This window comes from Steroidobacter gossypii, from assembly GCF_016801985.1.
Taxonomy (GTDB): domain Bacteria; phylum Pseudomonadota; class Gammaproteobacteria; order Steroidobacterales; family Steroidobacteraceae; genus Steroidobacter; species Steroidobacter gossypii.
The window spans coordinates 863,018-883,535 of sequence record NZ_JAEVLS010000002.1 but is presented as its reverse complement, the minus strand read 5'-3'; the positions used below and the strand labels follow the sequence as shown (position 1 = coordinate 883,535).

At 63.1% G+C, this 20,518-nt stretch carries 15 protein-coding genes; 6 read left to right on the top strand and 9 right to left on the bottom strand.

Going from position 1 to position 20,518, the window contains the following annotated elements; genetic code table 11:
- Nucleotides 1-3,504: a chromosome segregation protein SMC gene (gene smc / locus JM946_RS11070; protein WP_203167345.1), complete on the bottom strand. Its 3,504-nt coding sequence runs from the start codon at nucleotides 3,502-3,504 to the stop codon at nucleotides 1-3.
- Nucleotides 3,505-3,788: 284 nt separating this feature from the next.
- On the opposite strand from smc, the gene dksA reads away from it, so the two are divergent.
- Genes dksA through phaR form a run of 3 tightly spaced genes read left to right on the top strand, consistent with a single transcriptional unit; the run spans nucleotide 3,789 to nucleotide 6,374 of the window.
- Nucleotides 3,789-4,736, top strand: a complete 948-nt coding sequence (gene dksA, locus JM946_RS31240; protein ID WP_322110925.1) for an RNA polymerase-binding protein DksA — start codon at nucleotides 3,789-3,791, stop codon at nucleotides 4,734-4,736.
- 46 nt (nucleotides 4,737-4,782) lie between these two features.
- Nucleotides 4,783-5,745: a tRNA glutamyl-Q(34) synthetase GluQRS gene (gluQRS, locus tag JM946_RS11060; protein WP_407700535.1), complete on the top strand. Its 963-nt coding sequence runs from the start codon at nucleotides 4,783-4,785 to the stop codon at nucleotides 5,743-5,745.
- 53 nt (nucleotides 5,746-5,798) lie between these two features.
- Entirely contained in the window at nucleotides 5,799-6,374 is a 576-nt protein-coding gene (gene phaR / locus JM946_RS11055; protein WP_203167343.1) for a polyhydroxyalkanoate synthesis repressor PhaR, read from the top strand.
- Between the two features lie 83 nt (nucleotides 6,375-6,457).
- On the opposite strand, the gene pnp is transcribed toward phaR, so the two are convergent.
- The 7 genes from pnp to rimP all read right to left on the bottom strand — a co-directional run bounded on the left by pnp (nucleotide 6,458) and on the right by rimP (nucleotide 15,552).
- Entirely contained in the window at nucleotides 6,458-8,545 is a 2,088-nt protein-coding gene (gene pnp, locus JM946_RS11050; RefSeq protein WP_407700516.1) for a polyribonucleotide nucleotidyltransferase, read from the bottom strand.
- A 203-nt stretch (nucleotides 8,546-8,748) separates the two neighbouring features.
- Nucleotides 8,749-9,018, bottom strand: a complete 270-nt coding sequence (rpsO, locus tag JM946_RS11045) for a 30S ribosomal protein S15 (protein WP_203167341.1) — start codon at nucleotides 9,016-9,018, stop codon at nucleotides 8,749-8,751.
- Between the two features lie 145 nt (nucleotides 9,019-9,163).
- Nucleotides 9,164-10,111: a tRNA pseudouridine(55) synthase TruB gene (truB, locus tag JM946_RS11040; protein WP_203167340.1), complete on the bottom strand. Its 948-nt coding sequence runs from the start codon at nucleotides 10,109-10,111 to the stop codon at nucleotides 9,164-9,166.
- Nucleotides 10,112-10,128: 17 nt separating this feature from the next.
- Nucleotides 10,129-10,779: a 30S ribosome-binding factor RbfA gene (gene rbfA / locus JM946_RS11035; RefSeq protein ID WP_203167339.1), complete on the bottom strand. Its 651-nt coding sequence runs from the start codon at nucleotides 10,777-10,779 to the stop codon at nucleotides 10,129-10,131.
- 6 nt (nucleotides 10,780-10,785) lie between these two features.
- Complete coding sequence (infB, locus tag JM946_RS11030) at nucleotides 10,786-13,515, bottom strand: translation initiation factor IF-2 (RefSeq protein ID WP_203167338.1); 2,730 nt, start codon at nucleotides 13,513-13,515, stop codon at nucleotides 10,786-10,788.
- Between the two features lie 37 nt (nucleotides 13,516-13,552).
- Nucleotides 13,553-15,058, bottom strand: coding sequence for a transcription termination factor NusA (gene nusA / locus JM946_RS11025; protein ID WP_203167337.1), 1,506 nt, complete (start codon nucleotides 15,056-15,058; stop codon nucleotides 13,553-13,555).
- 44 nt (nucleotides 15,059-15,102) lie between these two features.
- On the bottom strand, nucleotides 15,103-15,552 hold the full coding sequence (gene rimP, locus JM946_RS11020; protein WP_203167336.1) for a ribosome maturation factor RimP: 450 nt from the start codon (nucleotides 15,550-15,552) through the stop codon (nucleotides 15,103-15,105).
- A gap of 748 nt (nucleotides 15,553-16,300) precedes the next feature.
- On the opposite strand from rimP, the gene JM946_RS11015 reads away from it, so the two are divergent.
- The 3 genes from JM946_RS11015 to JM946_RS11005 all read left to right on the top strand — a co-directional run bounded on the left by JM946_RS11015 (nucleotide 16,301) and on the right by JM946_RS11005 (nucleotide 19,483).
- Nucleotides 16,301-17,026 carry an Abi-alpha family protein gene (locus tag JM946_RS11015; RefSeq protein WP_218042754.1) on the top strand — a complete coding sequence of 242 codons (726 nt, stop codon included), beginning with the start codon at nucleotides 16,301-16,303 and terminating at the stop codon, nucleotides 17,024-17,026.
- 746 nt (nucleotides 17,027-17,772) lie between these two features.
- The gene (locus JM946_RS11010; protein ID WP_203167334.1) at nucleotides 17,773-18,465 is read left to right on the top strand and encodes a UPF0149 family protein; all 693 of its coding nucleotides are present in this window, start codon (nucleotides 17,773-17,775) and stop codon (nucleotides 18,463-18,465) included.
- Between the two features lie 244 nt (nucleotides 18,466-18,709).
- Nucleotides 18,710-19,483 carry a MerR family transcriptional regulator gene (locus JM946_RS11005; RefSeq protein ID WP_203167333.1) on the top strand — a complete coding sequence of 258 codons (774 nt, stop codon included), beginning with the start codon at nucleotides 18,710-18,712 and terminating at the stop codon, nucleotides 19,481-19,483.
- Nucleotides 19,484-19,548: 65 nt separating this feature from the next.
- Here JM946_RS11005 and JM946_RS11000 read toward each other — a convergent pair whose 3' ends face one another.
- Nucleotides 19,549-20,466 carry an AraC family transcriptional regulator gene (locus JM946_RS11000; protein ID WP_203167332.1) on the bottom strand — a complete coding sequence of 306 codons (918 nt, stop codon included), beginning with the start codon at nucleotides 20,464-20,466 and terminating at the stop codon, nucleotides 19,549-19,551.
- Nucleotides 20,467-20,518: the final 52 nt, after the last annotated feature.

Genomic DNA, 20,518 nt, shown 5'->3' with positions numbered 1-20,518 from the left:
TTACATTGCCGCCAGCCGCACCGCTTCGTCGACATCGACCGCCACCAGGCGCGACACGCCCGGCTCGTTCATGGTCACGCCCACCAGCTGCGAAGCCAGCTCCATGGTGGTCTTGTTGTGAGTGATGAAGATGAACTGCACGCGCTCCGACATTTCCTTGACGGTGTTGCAGAAGCGGCCGACGTTGGCTTCGTCGAGCGGCGCGTCCACCTCGTCCAGCAGACAGAACGGCGCGGGATTCAACTCGAAGATCGAGAACACCAGCGCCACCGCGGTCAGCGCCTTTTCACCGCCCGACAGCTGATTGATGGTGCTGTTCCGCTTGCCCGGCGGGCGCGCCATGATGGACACGCCGGCGTTCAGAATGTCCTCGCCCGCAAGCTCCAGATACGCGTGGCCACCGCCGAACAGACGCGGGAAACGCTCCTTCAGGCCGGCGTTGACGCGATCGAACGTATCCTGGAAGCGCTGCCGGGTTTCCTTGTCGATCTTCTGGATGGCCGTCTCCAGCGTCTCGAGCGCTTCGGTCAGGTCCTTGAACTGGCTGTCCAGATATTCCTTGCGCTGGGACTGTTCCTGGAACTCCTCGATGGCCGCCAGGTTCACCGCGCCCAGCTTCTGGATCTTCTCGGACAGGTCCTCCAACGTTTCTTCCCACGCGCCCACTTCGGCTTCGGGCGGCATTTCCTGATACACCGTCGCGAGATCGAACTGCGTGGCTGCGAACTGTTCCTGCAGCGTCTCACGCCGCACCTTCAAGCCCTCGGCAGCCATGCGTAGGTCGTCGAGACCCGCGCGCGCCTTTTCGATGGCCTGCTCGCGATCCTGGCGCTGCTGATCCATGGTGCGCATCAGATGTTCGGCGCCTTCCAGCGCCTCGCGCGCCACCGACAGCTCCTGCTCGACTTCGATGCGCTGTTCGAGCTTGGCTTCCAGCTCCATCTCCAGGGCGTTCAACGGCTCCTCGCCATCGGCGAGCTGCTGCGTCAGCCGGTCGCGACGCTGCTGATACTGCTCCAACTGATTGCGCAGACGATCCAGGCCCGCCGAGATGGATGCCAGCGACGAGCGCCGCGACTCCACCTTGATGGCCACTTCCTGCGCGTTATCGCGATCCTGCTGCGCCTGTGCGCGCGTCGAGGACAGCGCCTGACGACGTTCCTCGCGCTCGTTTTCGAGGCCGACGCGGGCGTCCTCGAACTGCCCCATCGCCTCCAGGCCTTCCTGCAAGCGGGCGCGCGCTTCGGCGATCGCTTCGGAGCGGCCTTCGTAATCGCGGTCGAGCTCTTCGATCTCGCCAGTGACGCGACGCATGCGCTCCGCGGTCTGCTCGGCCTTCGCGCGCAGCGCGCTGACCTGCGAGCTGAACTCGCTGTTGGAGCGATGCAGGCGGTTGACTTCGGCCTGCAACTGGTCGCGACGATGCTCGAGCGAGCTGACGGACTCGCGGCACTCGGCGAGCTGCAACTGGATGGACTCACGCTGCTCTTCGGCGGCGCTCACGCGCTCACGCAGCTCGCCCATCTCCTTTTCACGCTCGATGACGCCGGCGTGAACGTCTTTGTCACGGCTGACTCGCAGCCAGTCGCGGCCGATCCATACGCCGTCGCGAGTGATGATGGACTGACCATCGGCCAGCGAATGACGACGCTCCAGCGCCTCGGGCAGCGAGTCGACGGCGACGATGCCGGTCAACAGCGCCGAGATCGCGGACGGCCCCTGCACGCGCGACAACAGGCTGCTGCCATCGCTGCTATGAGCCGTGCTTGCGCCTGCGGAGAAGAACGAAACCGTGCCGACCTGCAGCGAGTCGATACGCTGAGCGATGTCATCGAGCGTGTCGACCGAGACCGCTTCGAGATACGAACCGAGCACCGTTTCGACGGCGCGCTCCCAACCTGGCTCCACCACCAGCTGCTGACCGAGGCGCGGCCGCTCGGTCAGCGCGTTGGACGAGAGCCACTCGGTGACCTTGCCTTGAGCGAGACCCAGCGCGGCCTGCTGCAAAGCCTGCAGCGACATCAATCGTCCCTGCGCTTCCTGCAATTGTTTGCGACCGTTGTCGTCGGCGCTCACCAGCTCACGCTCGCGCTCACGCAGGCGCTGCAACTCTTCGGTCGCCTCGCGCAGCTGAGTTTCCGCCGCTTCGCTTTGAGCGGCGGCGTCGTCCAGCTGAGCCTGGAGCATGGCGATCCGTTCTTCGACATCGCCCATGTCGAGCTGGCCGAGCTCGGTGCTCAGACGCTCACGCCGCGACTGCAAGGCCGTCAGCTGATGTTCCAGCTGCTCGATGCGCGCGCGCTCCACCTGCGTTTTTTCGCTGGCGGCGCGTGAGTCGCGGTTGAACTCTTCCCACCGCTCCTGCCACTCCTGCATGGCCTCTTCGGCCTGCGACAACGCCTCAGCCGAGGCGCGCTCGCGCTCGCGAGCCATGTCCAGACCGGGCTCCAGCTCTTCCAGCTCGGTGCGGAACTGATCGATCTGCGTCTGGTCGCGCGTCAGATGCATCTCGGCTTCAGCCGCGCCCTCCTCGGCCTGCTCCAGATCCTGGCGCTGGCGCTGGCGCAGCTCGCGGGTGTGCTGGATCTGCTGCTCGGTGCGCGAGATCTCGGAACCGATCTGATAGAAGCGGCCCTGCACGGCGTTCAGCGCTTCCGACTTTTCCGTGAAGTCCTCGCGCGAGGTTTCGATCGACGACTCGATGGCGCGCAGCTCGGCGATCAGGCCCTGCAGGGCGGTGTCGCGCTCGCTCAGGATGCTTTCTTTGGACTGCGAGTCGTTCTCGATGGCCTTCAGGCGCAGGGCGATCAGCTCGGCGCTGATCTTGCGCTCGTCCTGCTTCAAGGCCTGATAGCGACGGGCGGTCGCCGCCTGACGCTGCAGGTGGCGCAGCTGCTTGTCGACTTCCTCGCGGACGTCGTTCAAGCGTTCCAGATTCTCCTTGGTGGCGGAGATGCGATTGGCGGTCTCACGGCGGCGCTCCTTGTACTTGGAGATGCCGGCCGCCTCTTCGATGAAGCCACGCAGTTCCTCCGGGCGCGCCTCGATGACGCGGCCGATCATGCCCTGCTCGATGATGGCGTAGCTGCGCGAGCCCAGGCCGGTGCCCAGGAACAGCTGCGTGATGTCCTTGCGGCGGCAGCGCGCGCCGTTCAGGAAGTACGCCGAGGTTCCGTCGCGGGACACCACGCGCTTCAGCGACACCTCGTTGAAGTTGGCGTACTGGCCGCCCAGCTTGCCGTCCGAATTGTCGAACACCAGCTCCACCGAGGCCGTGCCCACGGGCTTGCGGGAGCTGGAGCCGTTGAACACCACGTCCGCCATGGAGTCGCCGCGCAGGTGCTTGGCGGAGATCTCACCCATCACCCAGCGGACCGCGTCGATGATGTTGGACTTGCCGCAACCGTTCGGCCCCACGACGCCGATCAGGTTGCTAGGGAAATTCACCGCGGTCGGGTCCACAAAGGACTTGAACCCGGCCAGCTTGATCTTATTGAGTCGCATCGCGCCTCGAGCAAAAGGGGGTGTGAAAACGGGCGGTAGTGTATGTGAAACATTCTCGCCTGTGGACGCGTTGACGCAGGCTGAGCAGGCCCAAAAATCGACTTCGAGCGGGACTATGAATGGGACTCTGTACGCCTCAGGCGCGGTCTGTATAATCGCGCCCCTCTTTGGCGAGCGATTGTCCGGAACTTGTTCAAGGGTTGGGTCCAAGCTGTTGTTTGGGCTCGAGCCTCGCCCCGGCGAGGGTTGAGCTCCAGCGCGAGGTAATCGCGGAGGCATAGTAGATGGCCGCAAAAAAACCGTCGGCGAAAGCGACGAAGGCCAAGCAACCGGTAGTCAAAAAGACAGTTTCGGCTCGAGAGACTGCCAGGAAAGCGGCGCCGGCCAAGAAACCGCCTGTCGCCGCGCCTCGCCCCAAGCCTGCGGCCACCGCTGCCGCGCCCCGCTCGACGCCCGCCGCCAAAGCGGACAAACCACTGGATAAAGTCGTTTCCCTAGAAAAGTCCGCCGAGAAATCGGCGCACGACAAGCCAGCCGAACGATCCGCCGCCAAACCGGCCGCGGTCGCTGCGGCGGCCAAGCCGGCCCACAAGCCGGCCCCGAGCCACGAGCCCAAAGCCGCACCGGCGCAACCGGACGACGAATCGTCGGACGACTCCGCGCCGGCCCTTGCAACCTCTGCGAAGACCACGAATTCCAGACCCGTGACTGCCCACACGATGACTCAATCTCAAGACATTGACGCTGCCGGCGACAATGAGGACGGCGAAGGCCAGGACCTTTCCAGCATCAATCTGCTGGCCGGCCCTCGGAATGTAAAACCCTACATTCCGCGGCGTGGCGAGCAGTACATGAACAAGGAGCAGCTCGAGCACTTCCGCCAGATCCTCAACACCTGGAAGCGCGACCTGATGCAGGAAGTGGATCGCACCGTGCTTCACATGAAGGACGAGGCTGCCAACTTCCCCGATCCCAACGACCGCGCCACCCAGGAATCGGAGTTCAGCCTCGAGCTGCGCACGCGCGACCGCGAGCGCAAGCTGATCCGCAAGATCGAAGAAGCGATCAAGCGCATCGAGGACGGCAGCTACGGCTACTGCGTGGAAACCGGCGAGGAGATCGGCATCAAGCGCCTGGAAGCCCGCCCGGTCGCCACCCTGTGCGTGGAAGCCCAGGAGCGCCGTGAGCGCCGCGAGAAGCAGTACGGCGACCGCGACGACCGCTACCGCTAGTGCTTTAGTTGGCTGACAGGGGTTGGTTGTTCGTTCAGAGGCGCAACTGCACTCGTCCAACCCCCAACTACCCCCAGCTGATCCCTATCGGGGCCGGTTCGCACCCTCGCCGACCGGCCCCCTGCATTTCGGCTCCCTGGTCGCCGCCGTTGGCAGCTACTTGTATACGCGCCAGGCCGGCGGCGAATGGTTGCTGCGCATCGAAGATCTGGACACGCCCCGCGAGGTCCCCGGCAGCGCCGACCTGATCATCCGCACCCTCGACGCGTTCGGCTTCGAGTGGACTGGGTCCATCTTGCGCCAGAGTTCACGACGCGAAGCCTACGAGGCAGCAACCCAACAGCTGCTCAATAACGGTCAAGCATTTGTTTGTTCGTGTTCTCGCAGTGAACTGCAAGCCGCGCAATCTACTGCGAAGGGTTTGTTTGATACTGACGAGTTGCGCTATCCGGGCTGGTGTCGGAGCGGTCCGCGTGCACCGGAGAGAAAGACCGCCGTTCGTTTGTTCGTACCCCTGGGGGAAACCGCAGTTACGGATTTGCTGCAAGGACGCTTCACTGTTGATGTGTCAGCAGAAGTTGGAGACTTCGTCATTCGGCGCCGCGACGGTATACATGCATATCAGCTGGCGGTGGTGGTTGACGATGCTTTTCAAGGGATTTCCGCGGTCGTGCGCGGCGCCGATCTGCTACACAGCACGCCTCGACAGGTGATATTGCAACGCATGTTAAATCTGCCAACACCGGTGTACGCACATTTGCCGGTAGCAACAGATGTTAATGGGATCAAACTGTCGAAGTCGGCAGGCGCTGCAGCAATCGACATAACCCGTCCCACGTACGAATTATGGCGGGCGCTGGAGTTTCTGCAGCAAGCGCCGCCTCCCGAACTGCGTCGCGCCGGATTGGCGACGTTGTGGGAGTGGTCAATAAAACACTGGCAACCGCAACGTTTGAACGGACTGCGTCAGGCAGCGATCCGGGCCGGGCGCGAGGATGGATTAACATGAATGCGCTAGAAACAAGATTGGCTTCTAGCTCGGAACTGCATCGGGGAGCAGTGATGGGCGAGCCCACGATCGACAAGATCGACAGCAAACAGGAGAACGTACTCAAAGACAACGGACCCAGAGAGAATCAGCCCCAACCCAGGGTTGTAAAGAAATATCCCAACCGCCGCCTCTACGACACCGTCGAAAGCCGTTACATCACCCTGGCCGACATCCGGCGCCTGGTGATGGACAAGATCGACTTCGTGGTGATCGACAAAAAATCTCAGGAAGACATCACCCGCTCGATTCTGCTGCAGGTGATTGCCGAGCAGGAGCATGCCGGCGAGCCGCTCATGAGCCAGGATTTCCTGTCGCAGGTGATCCGCTCGTATGGCGGCGCCATGCAATGCCTGGTGGGCAGCTATCTGGAGCAGAGCCTGAAGCTGCTGTCGAGCCAACAGCAGCAGATGCGGGACCAGATGCGAGGCGTGATCGGCAACGATGCCTACGACAGCATTGCCACGCTGACGCAGCAGAACATCGAGCGATGGCGCTCGGTGCAGGACGATATCTTCAAGGTGATGTGCGGAGCCGCCACCCGCAAGGACCAGCGCGCCGAGAATACGGAAGCCGACTCGCGCGCCTGAGTCAAGCCAACCAGTCTTTCGACCGGAGGCAGTGGCCACTGCCCCCGGTCCGATTCAGTGCGACTTCGAGCGAATGACTTTAGTTAGGCGGCGTCGACATTGCGCATGCTCAGACGCACGCGGCCCTGACGATCGACTTCCAGCACCTTCACGCGCACCACGTCGCCTTCCTTGAGCTTATCGCTGACGCGCTCGACGCGCTCCTCGGAGATCTGCGAGATGTGCACCAGGCCGTCCTTGCCCGGCAGGATGGTGACGAACGCGCCGAAGTCCATCAGGCGCGCCACGCGGCCTTCGTAGACGCGACCCACTTCGACCTCGGCCGTGATCAGCTCGATGCGACGCTGCGCCTCGCGGCCCGATACGCCGTCCACGGACGCGATCTTCACGGTACCGTCGTTCTCGATGTCGATCGTGGTGCCGGTCTCCTCGGTGATGGCGCGAATGACCGCACCGCCCTTGCCGATGACTTCGCGGATCTTCTCCGGATCGATCTTGATGGTGATGATGGACGGCGCCCACTCCGACATCTGCGGGCGAGCCTGCGGGAGGATCTTGTCCATCTGCTCCAGGATGTGCAGCCGGCCGGCCTTCGCCTGCTCCAGCGCCGTCTGCATGATCTCCTTGGTGATGCCGTTGATCTTGATGTCCATCTGCAGCGCCGTCACGCCGTCGCGGGTGCCGGCCACTTTGAAGTCCATGTCGCCGAGGTGATCTTCGTCACCGAGGATGTCGGTGAGCACCTGGAACTTGTCGCCTTCTTTCACCAGGCCCATCGCGACGCCCGCGACCGAGGCCTTGATCGGCACGCCGGCATCCATCAGCGCGAGGCTCGAGCCGCACACGCTGGCCATGGAGCTCGAGCCGTTCGACTCGAGAATTTCCGAGACCACGCGAATCACGTACGGGAACGTGGTCATGTCCGGCATCACGGCATTGATGCCGCGACGAGCCAGGTTGCCGTGGCCGATTTCGCGGCGCTTGGGCGAACCCATCATGCCGGTCTCGCCGACGCTGAACGGCGGGAAGTTGTAATGGAACATGAACGGCTCTTTGCGCTCGCCGGTGAGCGCATCGATGATCTGCGCATCGCGGCCGGTGCCGAGCGTCGTGGTGACGAGCGCTTGCGTCTCGCCGCGAGTAAACAACGCAGAGCCGTGAGTACGCGGCAGCACGCCGGTCTTGATGGTGATCGGACGCACCGTCTTCATGTCACGGCCGTCGATGCGCGGCTGGCCGGCGATCACGCGATCGCGCACGATGTGATATTCGAGGTTGGCGAATTCCTTGGAAACGTCGGCCGCGGTGAACTGCGGGGCCTCGCCGGTCGCCAGCGCGGTCAGCGCGGCGGTCTTGATCTCTTGAATGCGATTGCGACGCTGCTGCTTGTCGAAGATCTGATAGGCCTCGGTCAGCGCGCTCTTGGCGTTAGCAGCCACGGCGGCTTCCAGCGCGGAGTTGGCCGGCGCCGGCGCCCAATCCCAGGCCGGCTTGCCCGCCTCGGCCTTCAGCTCGTTGATCGCCTTGATGGCGACCTGCATCTGCTCGTGGCCGAACACCACGGCGCCGAGCATCACGTCTTCCGGCAGACGATCGGCTTCGGATTCCACCATCAGCACCGCTTCGGCGGTGCCCGCAACCACCAGGTCGAGCTTGGAGGTCTTGAGCTGCTTGCCGGTCGGGTTGAGCACGTACTGGCCATCGATGTAACCGACCTTGGCGGCGCCGATCGGGCCCATGAACGGCACGCCGGAGAGCGCCAGCGCCGCGGAGGCGCCCAGCATGGCGGGAATGTCGGCATCGATTTCGGGGTTCAGCGAGACCACGGTGGCGACCACCTGGATCTCGTTGAAGAAGCCTTCGGGGAACAGCGGACGGATGGGGCGATCGATCAGGCGCGAGGTCAACGTTTCTTTTTCGGAGGGGCGACCTTCGCGTTTGAAGAAGCCGCCGGGGATGCGGCCCGCGGCATAGGTCTTCTCGACGTAGTTGACGGTCAGCGGGAAGAAATCCTTGTTCGGATCGGCCTGCTTGCGGCCCACCGCGGTGACCAGCACCACTGTGTCGCCCATCGTCACCACGACCGCGCCGTCGGCCTGGCGGGCCATCTCTCCGGTTTCCAACGTGACTTGATGCTGACCGAAGGCGAAAGATTTTTTGATAGCGCTCACGATGGTTCCCACGTACTGAATGGATGGCTCAGCAGCTCATCGCGCAACACGAGGGCGCAAATTGGCCGAGACACGAAGTTGGATCGAAGACTGCAGGCGGCGAACGGAACGACATGACGGGTCTGCTTGCGACTGGGGCCACGGTTCGTGCGCGATCGGGCGAGGAGCCGCCAGGCTGGAGTGCGGCTCCTCACTCTTACGGCTTAGCGCCGCAGACCGAGGCTGGCGACGACGGCGGTATAGCGCTCCGGCGCAGTCGCTTTGAGATAATCCAGCAGCTTGCGGCGCTGGTTCACCATCTTCAGCAGACCGCGGCGGGACGCGTGGTCGCGCTTGTGAGCGCTGAAGTGCTCGCCCAGGCCGTTGATACGCGCGGACAACAGCGCGATCTGGACTTCCGGCGAACCGGTGTCGTTGGCGTTACGGCGGTATTGGGCGACGATTCCGCCCTTCTGATCGGTCGACAATGACATCTGCAGTACCTCAGGTGCGGCGTACGAATCGCCGCGTGAAGAAACTCTGGCCGGGCCGGCAACCGCGCCGATAGCCCTTTTGAGAGGCGCGCATTGTACCCGCGCGGCCCGGAATCTCAACCAGAATCTCAAGTAAAACCACGAATTAGCCCCGTCCGCGGCGACTGCGGCCGGTCCCCTCGGGCACCGTGATGAACAGGCGCGAGGGTTTGATCCGGCCACCCGGCAGGCCTTCGCCCAGGCCCAGGAAACGCCCGGGTCCGCCATAAAGTCTCACTTCTGCCGCGGGCGCCGGCGTTTCCGCGGCAATGGTCTGACCCAACAGCAGGGCTTTGACGGCGGAGGCGTCCAGATCCATGCGCGGCAGGTCGGCAAATGCCGTATCCACGCCCAGCAAGCGGCCGTCGAGTTGCTCCTGCGATTCACCTGTCAACGCGTCGAGGGTGAACATCGGCAGGTCGCCGAATGGATCCACCGACAAGCGGCGCAGGCCTTTCACATAGCCCAGCGTGCCAAGCTTCACGGCGATGTCCGCGGCCAGCGTTCGGATGTAGGTGCCCTTGGAGCAGTACACATCGAACTCGAGCTGATTGGCGGCGAGGGTCTCCTCGTTGCTCACCCGCGCGATCCTGTGGATCACGATGTCGCGAGGCGGACGCTCGACCGACTCGCCCTTGCGAGCCAGCTCGTACAGGCGCTTGCCTTCGAATTTCAGCGCCGAGTGCATCGGCGGGATCTGCTGCTGGTTGCCCAGGAATCCTGCGAGCACGGCGTCCACGCCTGCCACGGTCAGCGGCGGTACGGGCGCGCGTTCGACGACTTCGGTTTCGCCATCGCCGGAGGGCGTCAGCTCGCCGAGCTGGACCAGCACGCGATAGGTCTTGCCAGAGTTCAGCAGACGGCCGCACACCTTCGTCGCCTGGCCGAAGCACACCGGCAGCAGGCCCGATGCGAGCGGGTCCAGGCTGCCCGCATGGCCCGCCTTGAGCGCGCCATACAGCACACGCACCTGTTGGAGCGCGGCGTTCGAAGACACGCCGAGGGCCTTGTCGAGCAGCAGGATGCCGTCGACTTCACGATAGAAGCGCTTCACGAGAGTCCTTTGAGGTGCTAACGCTTCCGGGGCGACGAGGGGTCGTCAGCGTCGTCGGGTAACGCATCCGGGCCGGGATCGGGATCGGCGTCGTCCTCGCCCGGAACGGAGTCGTCATCGTCGTCCGAGTTGTAATGGGCGTCGTCGTCCTCGTCCGAGTCGTAGTGCCCGTCGTCGTCCTCGTCCGAATCGTAGTGCCCGTCGTCGTCCTCGTCCGAATCGTAGTGCCCGTCGTCGTCCGAATCGGATTGGGCGCCGTCGTCGGAGTCGGCGGCGTTCTCAGACTTCGTTGCGGGCTCGTCCTCGACGTGCCGCGCCTGGTCGTCCTTTACGGCCTGATTGATCAGGGCCGACAGGCGCGCCCCGCTCTCGATCAGTTCGTCCGGGACGAAGCGCAATTCCGGGCTATGGCGAATGCCAAGCGCACGGCCCAGCGGGCCGCGGAGGATGTCCGCGGCCTGGGTGAGGATCTGCTGCGCCAGGTGCGGGTCCGCACCCAGCACCGAGTAATAGACCTTCGCGTAGCTCAGGTCGCTCGACATGCGCACGTCGGTCAACGTGATCATGCCGAGCCGCGGGTCGCGCAGCTCGCGTCGAATCAACTCGCTCAAGGCGCGCTGAATCTGCTGACCGACCCGCTTGGCGCGGGGATAGGACTTCGTCGACATCTAACCTCAAACGTCCAACGTGCGAGCCACTTCGACGCGCGAGAAGCACTCGATCTGGTCGCCCACCTGCACGTCGTTGTAGTTCTTGACGCCGATACCGCACTCGGTGCCGGCGCGAACTTCGTTGACGTCGTCCTTGAAGCGGCGCAGCGACTCGAGGCCGCCCTCGAAGATCACCACGTTATTACGCAGCACGCGTATCGGATTGTTCCGACGTACGTAGCCATCCGCGACGATACAGCCCGCCACCGTGCCGAACTTGCTGGAGCGGAACACTTCGCGCACCTCGGCGAGGCCTACGATCTGCTCCTTCACTTCCGGCGCCAGCATGCCCGTCAGCAGCGCGCGCATGTCGTCGATGGCTTCGTAGATGATGCTGTAGTAACGAACGTCGATACCCGCTTCCTTGATCAGATTGCGAGCCGAGCTGTCCGCGCGCACGTTGAAGCCGATGACGCGGGCGTTCGATGCCTGCGCCATGGTGATATCGGACTCGGTGATGCCGCCGACGCCGCTGCCGATGACCTTGACCGCCACCTCGTCGGTGGACAGCTTGGTGAGCGAGTCGCGCAACGCTTCCGCCGAACCCTGCACGTCCGCCTTGATGACGACGTGCACGGTCGCGACCTTGCCGTCGCCCATCTGGGACAGCATGTCCTCGAGCTTCGCCGGGCCCTGCTTCGCGAGCTTGGTATCGCGGAACTTGCCCTGACGATACAACGCGACTTCGCGAGCCTTGCGTTCGCTCTCGACCACCAGCAGCTCATCGCCCGCATTCGGCGCGCCGGACAAGCCGAGCACGACGACTGGCAACGACGGACCTGCTTCGGTGACCTGCGCGCCGGTCTCGTCGAACATCGCGCGCACGCGACCGAACTCGGTGCCGGCAATGATCGGATCGCCCGGCTTCAGCAAGCCGCGCTTCACCAGCACGGTGGCCACGGCGCCGCGACCCTTCTCCATGCTGGACTCGACCACGACGCCGGCCGCGAGGCCCGACTTGGTGGCCTTCAGATCCAACACTTCCGCCTGCAGCAGAATGGTGTCGAGCAGCTCGTCGATGCCCGCGCCGGTGTGCGCCGACACGTTTACAAACATCGTGTCGCCGCCCCACGCTTCGGGCAGCACTTCGTACCTGGAGAGGTCGTTTCTCACTTTCTCCGGATCGGCGGTCGGTTTGTCGACCTTGGTGATCGCCACGACCATGGGCACTTCAGCCGCTTTCGCATGCTGAATCGCTTCGATGGTCTGCGGCATGACGCTGTCGTCAGCCGCGACGACCAGCACGACCACGTCCGTCACTTGAGCGCCACGAGCACGCATCGCGGTGAACGCGGCGTGACCCGGGGTATCAAGGAACGTGATGACGCCCTTCGGCGTCTCGACGTGATACGCACCAATGTGCTGCGTGATGCCACCCGCTTCGCCCGCCGCCACTTTGGTGCGACGGATGTAGTCGAGCAGCGAGGTCTTGCCGTGGTCGACGTGACCCATGATGGTGACGACCGGCGGCCGCGGCTCGAGCTCGTGCGAGGCGTCAGTGGCCTGCAACTCGTCTTCGATCGCGCTCTCTTTGTGAATGACCGGGTTGTGGCCCAGCTCTTCCACCACCAGCACCGCGGTGTCCTGATCGATGGGCTGGTTGATGGTGGCCATCACGCCCATGTTCATCATCACCTTGATGACTTCGTTGGCCTTCACGGCCATGCGCTGGGCCAGCTCGCCGACAGTGATGGTCTCGCCGATCTGCACGTCGCGCTTGACCGGCGCGGCGGGTCGCTCGAAACCATGCTGAGTGCCGACGTTGATTTGCGTCGCACGGCCACGCGTGCGAGCCGAGGTCGCCTGCTGTTTCTTCTTCTTGAAACGAGCGCTGGCGTCGCTCGACATGTGCAGCTCGGCGCGCTGCGGACGGCCGTCGCCGTCGCCACCGCGCTTGCCACGTTCCGCCGCACGCGCTGGGGCTGCGGCAGCCGCGGTCTCCTGCTGTTTGCGTTCGGCTTCGGCGCGCGCAGCGGCTTCAGCCATGCGACGAGTCTCGTCTTCGGCGGAACGACGAGCTTCCTCGTCCGCCATCCGACGCACTTCGTCTTCGAGTTGCTTCTGCTCGCGAGCCGCGGCTTCACGCGCTTCGGCTTCGGCCTGCTCTTGCTGCAGGCGAGCGGCTTCTTTGCGCGCCTCTTCGGCCGCAGCTTCAGCGGCCGCTTGAGCGGCACGCTCGGCTTCGGTCTGCGCAGCCGTCTGAGCTGCGGCAGCCGCTGCCTGAGCAGCCTGTTCAGCCGCCTGGGCTGCGTTCTGAGCTGCCAGGGCAGCACTTTGAGCTGCAGCTCGCGCCGCCGCTTCTTCGGCCGCCGCTGCGCTCTGCCGGTCGTTGGCCCGCTCCTCGGCAGCAGCAGGCGTCGCCGGACCGCGCGCCTGCTCTTCGAGCACGCTGCGATTCAGATACGTCTTCTTGCTGCGAACCTCGACGTTGACCAGGCGCGCACGACCCTGCGCCGAGGCGACTTTGATTTCGCCCTGGGACTTGCGCTTCAAAGTGATCTTGCGAGGCGCAGTGGCTTCCTGCGTACGCCCGTGCGCACGACGCAGGAACGTCAACAGCTCCATCTTGGCATCGTCGCTGATCGTGTCATTCGCGCCGGAGACTTGAATCCCGGCTTCATCGAGCTGCGTCAGCAGCCGCTCGACCGGTACCTTCAGTACCTCGGCAAACTGGCTTACCGTCACATCCGCCATATACGCCCTCCCGACCCGCTACTCGTTCCGACCCCGCTCATGCCTGTTGCCCCGCTGAGTCGAACCAGTGCTTACGCGCCGCCATGATGAGCGCGCCCGCGCGCTCGTTATCCACGCCTTCGATCTCCGTCAGGTCATCGATCGCCTGTTCGGCGAGATCCTCACGCGTCACGATGCCTCTGCTGGCGAGCTTCCGCGCCAGGTCGTCGTCCATGCCGTCCACCTCCAGCAGATCCGCCGCAGGCTCGGCACTGTCGATTTCTTCCTCGCTCGCGATCGCCTGCGTCAGCAGCACGTCGCGCGCCCGATTGCGCAGCTCCTTGATGATCTCTTCATCGAATTCCTCGATGTTGGCCAGCTCCGAAGCCGGCACATAGGCGATTTCTTCAATGGTCGAGAAGCCTTCCTGCACCAGGATCTGCGCCACGTCTTCGTCCACGTCCAGCTGCTGCTTGAACAAGTCGATGAGCTTCTGCGACTCGCCTTCGCTCTTGGCTTCGGCGGCCTGCTGCGTCATCACGTTCAATTCCCAGCCGGTGAGCTCGCTGGCGAGCCGGATGTTCTGACCGCCGCGGCCGATGGCCTGGGACAGCTTCTCCTCGGTCACCGCGATGTCCATGGAATGCGAGTCCTCGTCGACGACGATGGACACCACTTCCGCCGGCGCCATGGCGTTGATCACGAACTGCGCCGGGTTGTCGTCATAAGGGATGATGTCGACGCGCTCGCCCGCGATCTCGTTGGAAACCGCCTGCACGCGCGAGCCACGCATACCCACGCAGGCACCGACCGGGTCGATGCGGCTGTCGTTGCTCTTCACCGCGATCTTGGCGCGCACGCCCGGATCACGAGCGGCGCCGAGGATCTGGATCAAGCCCTGGCCGACTTCCGGCACTTCGAGCTTGAACAGTTCGATCAGGAATTCTGGCGCGGTGCGCGTCAGGAACAACTGCGGGCCGCGCTGCTCGTTGCGCACGTCCGCCAGGTAAGCCTTGACGCGATCCTGCGAGCGGATCGGCTCGCGAGGAATCATCTGATCGCGGGCGATGAAGCCTTCGGCGTTGCCGCCCAGGTCCACGAACACGCCGTTGCGATCGACGCGCTTGACGATGCCGGACACCAGCGTGCCCTGCCGCACCTTGAATTCATCGACCACCTGCGCACGCTCGGCCTCGCGCACCTTCTGCACGATGACCTGCTTGGCGGTCTGAGCAGCGATACGGCCGAACGCGACGGACTCCATCGGCACCTCGACATAGCCGCCGACTTCCGCGTCCGGGCTGATGTCCTTGGCGTCTTCCAGGCGCAGCTCGCTGTCCGGAAATTCCAGCTCGGTGGAGTCGTCCGCGAATACTTTCCAACGGCGCCACGTATCGTAGTCGCCGCTCTTGCGGTTGATGGAGACGCGCACGTCGATGCCTTCGCCGTGACGTTTGCGGGTCGCGGACGCGAGCGCGGCTTCGAGCGCCTCGAAGATGATTTCCTTGTCGACGCCCTTCTCGTTGGAGACGGCATCCACAACCATCAGAATCTCTTTGTTCATCGTGCGAACTCCGCTATACGCCTGGCCTGCGACTCCCGTCGCGCCTACACATCCGGGACCAACCGAGCCCGGTGAATGTCCTCGATCGGCAAGCTCACCTCGCCGCCGTCCATCTCGAGCGTGATCTCGCTCTCCCCTACCTGTTTCAACCGCCCCTGGAAGCGCTTGCGGCCGTTGATCTGTTGGATCATCTCGACCTTGACCCGCTCGCCGTTGAAGCGCTCGAAATGGGCCCGGGTACGCAGCACCCGATCCAGCCCCGGCGAGGACACCTCCAACGTGTACTCATTGGGAATGGGGTCGGCCTCGTCCAGCACGGCGCTGACGGCCCGACTCACCCGCTCGCAATCGTCCAGAGAAATGCCGTCCGGGCTGTCGATATACAGCCTCAGGAGGCCACCGCCGGCGCGCGGCGCGTACTCGATTTCCCACAGCTCGTAACCGAGATTGGCCACGACCGGGCCGAGCAGCTCGCCCAGCTGTTCTCGCAGCATCGGTCACCTCCGGTTTGACTGTGGGGCTCCAACCGCCGTGGCGGGCCCTTGATCCGGCGCTGCTTTTTTGCCCGCGCCGGAAGAGCTCCGCCGGGCCGGTTTTTACCGTCGCCGAAACGAAAAATGGGCCCCAAGGCCCATTCTCACTCTCCGTCCCTTCCTGCCGGGCCGCCTTAGGTACCGCCCGAACTCCCCTAATCTTCGTCTCTAGGTCATCGCGCCGGGGCGGTCCCAACCGCCTCCAGAAGCGAAAAAGGCCCTTCGAATCGGGCCCTTTCGTACCCGGACACCTTATATATGCCCGGAAGCGCTACCTACAACCCCTGCCTTCCGCCCTCTCCCTGTTTCCAGGAGGAGACGCTTGCCAGGGGCCGCGGAGTTTAAGGGGGTTGGAGGGGGGATGGCAAGCGGTGCAGGTGAGTCGTGCCCGCCGCTCCCGCTTGACGACGTTGCTTGGCGCGCAGAACGACCTTGCGTTGGTATGAACCTTGATCGCACGGAAGCTCCCGGCGTAACGATCGCTGTTGCCACAAAGATCGAAGCCATCGAGCAGCTGCCCCATGTTCGTTGGGCCAGCTAACGATGTATCTCACAACATACGGCCGCCAGACGACCGTTGCTTGCCGGCGTCTTTTTCGGAGACCTCAGGTCAGGTTGAAACCACGGCTCAATCCGGCCTGTCACTGTGAGGTAACGACCAAAACTCGCGAACATCCCATGTGCCTGGAACCGGCCGGGTAAGGACCCAATGATCATGACAGATGGAATCGGAAAGATCGTCGATTCGAAGCTGATCCACAGATCCTACCAAGACCTTGCCTCTCCAGCTGCGAAGCAGCTGGGCGAGCTGGCCGGCGACACCATCAAGGCGTTCAGGCTGTTCACTGCGCCCATTCAGTTGCTCGCAGCTGGACAGGAAAGATTTGGAAGATGGCTGGATGCTGTGCGCGACTCGGTTCCCAGGGAGAGGCAGCGAGAAGCACCCCCAGAGATCGCAGGTCCGGTGCTCATGAATCTTCGATTCATGGACGAGTCAAGCAAGCTACACCATCTCTATCTGAATCTTCTAAGGGCCGCCATCGATCAAGAGAATGTTGCCAATGCCCATCCCGGATTCATCAAAGCCATCGAGCAGATGGCACCGAGTGATGCCCTACTGCTGAACATTCTGTTTGAGACCGTGCCGTTCCAGTGGGTTGTATCGCGAGACGATGTGAGGCCCCGTGCTCTCTCGTGGATGCTTCACAAAGAAGTGTCAAAGCTCATGCATTGGCAAGAAGAAGACATTCAAACGGGCTTGGAAGTCTTTGTCGGGGCTGCGGCTGATAGGTTACGAGGAGTACGATGTTCGAGAAACGCCCGAGAGTCGCATCAGTTATCAGTCTCTTACGTGTTGGCTGACAGAGTATGGTCAGCGATTCATCCAGGTCTGCATGCCCGAAGGGATTCGCAGCTCAACACCGCCATCCGGTAAAGGCGGGACCATGCACGCACGAGATGGCCAACCCCAACCTCGCTGATGGTGGTGGCGAGTTGCTCGATCGAGAAGCGGCTGGCCAGCCTCTGGCCTGACCGCAATGCTCTAAGCGTCGCGAGCTTCGAGCCCACCTTCCCCTCTCTCCACCGAACCCACGGCAGCTCAAAGTCAGTTCCAGTTATCACGGAGTCCACACTCGTCAGTGGCCACTGCCATCAGCGCGAGCGAATGAATACATGGTTCATTTGCTCGCACTCCAGCTGGAGTGCGTGCTGTGAAACCTCAGCTGAGCCTTACGCAACGGTCACCGTTTCCGCGGAAGGCGAATGTCTCATCTACGAAATGATCGACCGTGACGCGCGATCATCTCTTTCGATCAACAGATCGAAGCAGGACTACATACGGCCGTTGCAACATCATCCGCCGAGACTCGCGCGGAGCGTAGAAGCAACAAAGGCCCAGAGAAATGTCCGAGCCTTTGGAGGGGCCTCCATACGAGGACCACGGGCCGATACCCGGCTTCCATCTTACGCAGTGCCGTCGACCTGTCCAAAACAAACATTCGTCGCGAGGCAGTCGCTGCCGGAAAGTCAATGAATCGTGACCAACAGTGCTTGGGACGGCCACGCGGCGATACGCGCGCAGCTCAGCGCGGCAAGTAAGCAGTGGATCAGATTTGGCCCACATACGCGGGAGTGCGCGCGCACTCAACGTCCGCGCCCAGATGCCGTACACTCGCACCCATGACCTCACTCACTACCCCCCTCTCCGACGACGAGCTCGACAAGCTCGCCGACTTCCTCGACGCCCTCCCGAGCCCGGAGGCGATGAACATCGAGCAAATGGACGGGTTCTTTTGCGCGCTGATTGTCGGGCCCGAGCTCGTCATGCCCAGCGAGTATTGGCCGCGCGTGTTGGGCGCCGATGCGGAAGGGGCTGCGTTCGAGACGATGACGCAGGCGCAGTCGATCATGGAACTGGCCACGCGACACTGGAACACGATCGCCAGAACACTAAATGAAGGTGACATCCATCTGCCGCTGTTTCTCGGGGATGAAGGTGGCGAAGTGCGAGGTAACGACTGGGCAAAGGGCTTCATGGACGGCGTCATGATGCGGCTCGACGCGTGGCAGTCATTTATGGAAGACGAAGAAGAAGCCGCCGCTATCGTGCCGATCATGGCGCTCGCGCACGAGGACAATCCCGAGCTGAAGTCAGAGTTCGAGGAGTTGCTGCGCGAGGATCGTGAGGATCTACTGGAATTGATGGCGGAAGGCGTCGCGGAGATGTACGACTACTTTCTCCCGATGCGCGCGCAACCAGCGCCACCTGCTCAGCCCTTCGTGCGTGATCAGCCGAAGGTCGGCCGTAACGAACCCTGCCCGTGCGGCAGTGGGAAGAAGTACAAGCAGTGCTGCATGACGCAAGCGCACTGACTGAGCTGCAAACACGTCCTCGCACTCCGGCTGGAGTGTTCACTCTCAGATTCCAGGGATGGCGGTCCGATGCATTCGGAGGGCGCCGCGCCCGGCCGCAAGCTCCGCGCGGCTCGCTGCGTTTCCGCGGCTGCTGTGCTTATGGGGCCCATGTGGCCGCGTGACGCACACCGCGACAAAGAATCAACATTGACTCTCACGCTACGTGATGCCTTAACTTTCCCACCCGCGGAAGGACAGGCGAATGCAGCGATACACCGTCAAACAGTTGGCCAAGCTCTCGGGCGTTTCCGTCCGAACGCTGCATCACTATGACGCCATCGGTCTGCTGAAACCCGCCCGTCTCGGCGACAACCGCTATCGCTATTACGAGGAACCGGAGGTTCTGCGCTTGCAGCAGATCCTGTTCCATCGGGAGCTCGGATTCTCATTGCAGGAGATCGCCGAGCTGCTCGATCGGCCCGACTTCGATCGCCTCGCGGCGTTACGCGCCCATCGGGTGCGGCTCGAGCGGCAGGCGCAGCGGTATGCCGAACTCGTCATGACGATCGACCGCACGATCGCCGACCTCAACGGAAAACGAACCATGCAGCACGATGAATTATTCAAAGGCTTCTCACCGGAGAAGCAGGCTGGATACGAGCAATGGCTGATTGAACGCTATGGCGGCGAGATGCAGGCGGGCGTCGATGCAAGCAAGCGCAAGCTTGAATCCCTTACCGACGCGGAGAAGGCGCGACTATTGGAGGAGCTCGCGGAGATCGAAGCCAGCCTTGCTGAAGCTTGTCGACAGCAAGTGCCCAGCGATTCAACAGCGATCGATGTTGTTATCAACCGTCATCGCAGCTGGGTAGGCGTCATGTGGAACCGCGCCTGCCCGCCCGACGCTTACGCCGGCCTCGCCGATCTTTATCTATCGCATCCTGATTTCCGCGCACGGTACGAAGCGCTCGCACCAGGCTTCACTGAGTATCTGGCCGCAGCGATGAAAGCGCATGCTTCGCGCGTCAGATCTTGATGGGCTGCAACCCATCAGCCGGTTCGAGCCCGAGTTGCCGCGATCTCGACGCTTGTCATCCTCTCTCAAGCACCTGCGCGATGTGCATCCACGAATTCTTTGGGCGACCGCCCCGTCTCGCGACTGAAGGCGGTGCTGAACGCACTGGCGGATCGATAACCCACGGCGAACGCGGCTTCCGCGATGGTTGTTTGTTCGTGAGCCAGCATGTTCTTGGCGACGGCGATCCGCCACTGAAGCAGATAGTTGAGTGGGGTGATGCCGATGACGCGGGCGAAGCGATCGGCGAAAGACGAGCGCGACATGCCCGACTCACGAGCAAGAGTCTCGAGCGTCCACGGGTGTGATGTTTTCATGTGGATGCCACGCAAGGCAGCAGCGAGCTGCGCGTCACGCAAGCCTGCGAGCAAGCCAGTGGATTGCACTTCTGGCGGCGCGGATCGCAGCGCTTCGACGAGGATGATCTCGATCAGCCGAGTCAGCACCAGCGCCTGCCCTGCCCGCTTCGCGCGCATCTCACGTTTGATGAGCTCGACGACGGGCGCGATGCCGTCGATTGCCGGGTCGGTCGCGCGGATGTGCATCATCTTCGGCAGCAGATCCACGAGCACCGACGCATTGATCGGATCGAACGCGAAGCCACCGCCAATCAAAGTCACCGCGGGTTCCAGCATCGGGTCGCCGTGAACGACCTCGTCCGCGTGATCCTCCGGGCGCGGAATTACCATCGCCTTGGGCTTGGTCTTCAGATCGCTCGCCAGGCTAAAACCCGGCGTCGCCGAGAACAGAATGAAATCGCCCGAATGCAACGTGGTCGCCGGAATGCCCTCGGCCGCCAGCCAGCACGAGCCGCTGAGCACGAGCGCGAAGCTTGGCTGCCCATACGGCGGATAACGAACGCCCCATCGCCCACCCGCTCGAACGATCTTCGACAGCAGGGTTTGCGGCTTGAGCAAAGTGACGACGGCAGCCAGGGCATCCATGTTCAGGGGCGCAGGTTCGGACGATCTCGAACGAATCTTGGACGGGCTCTTA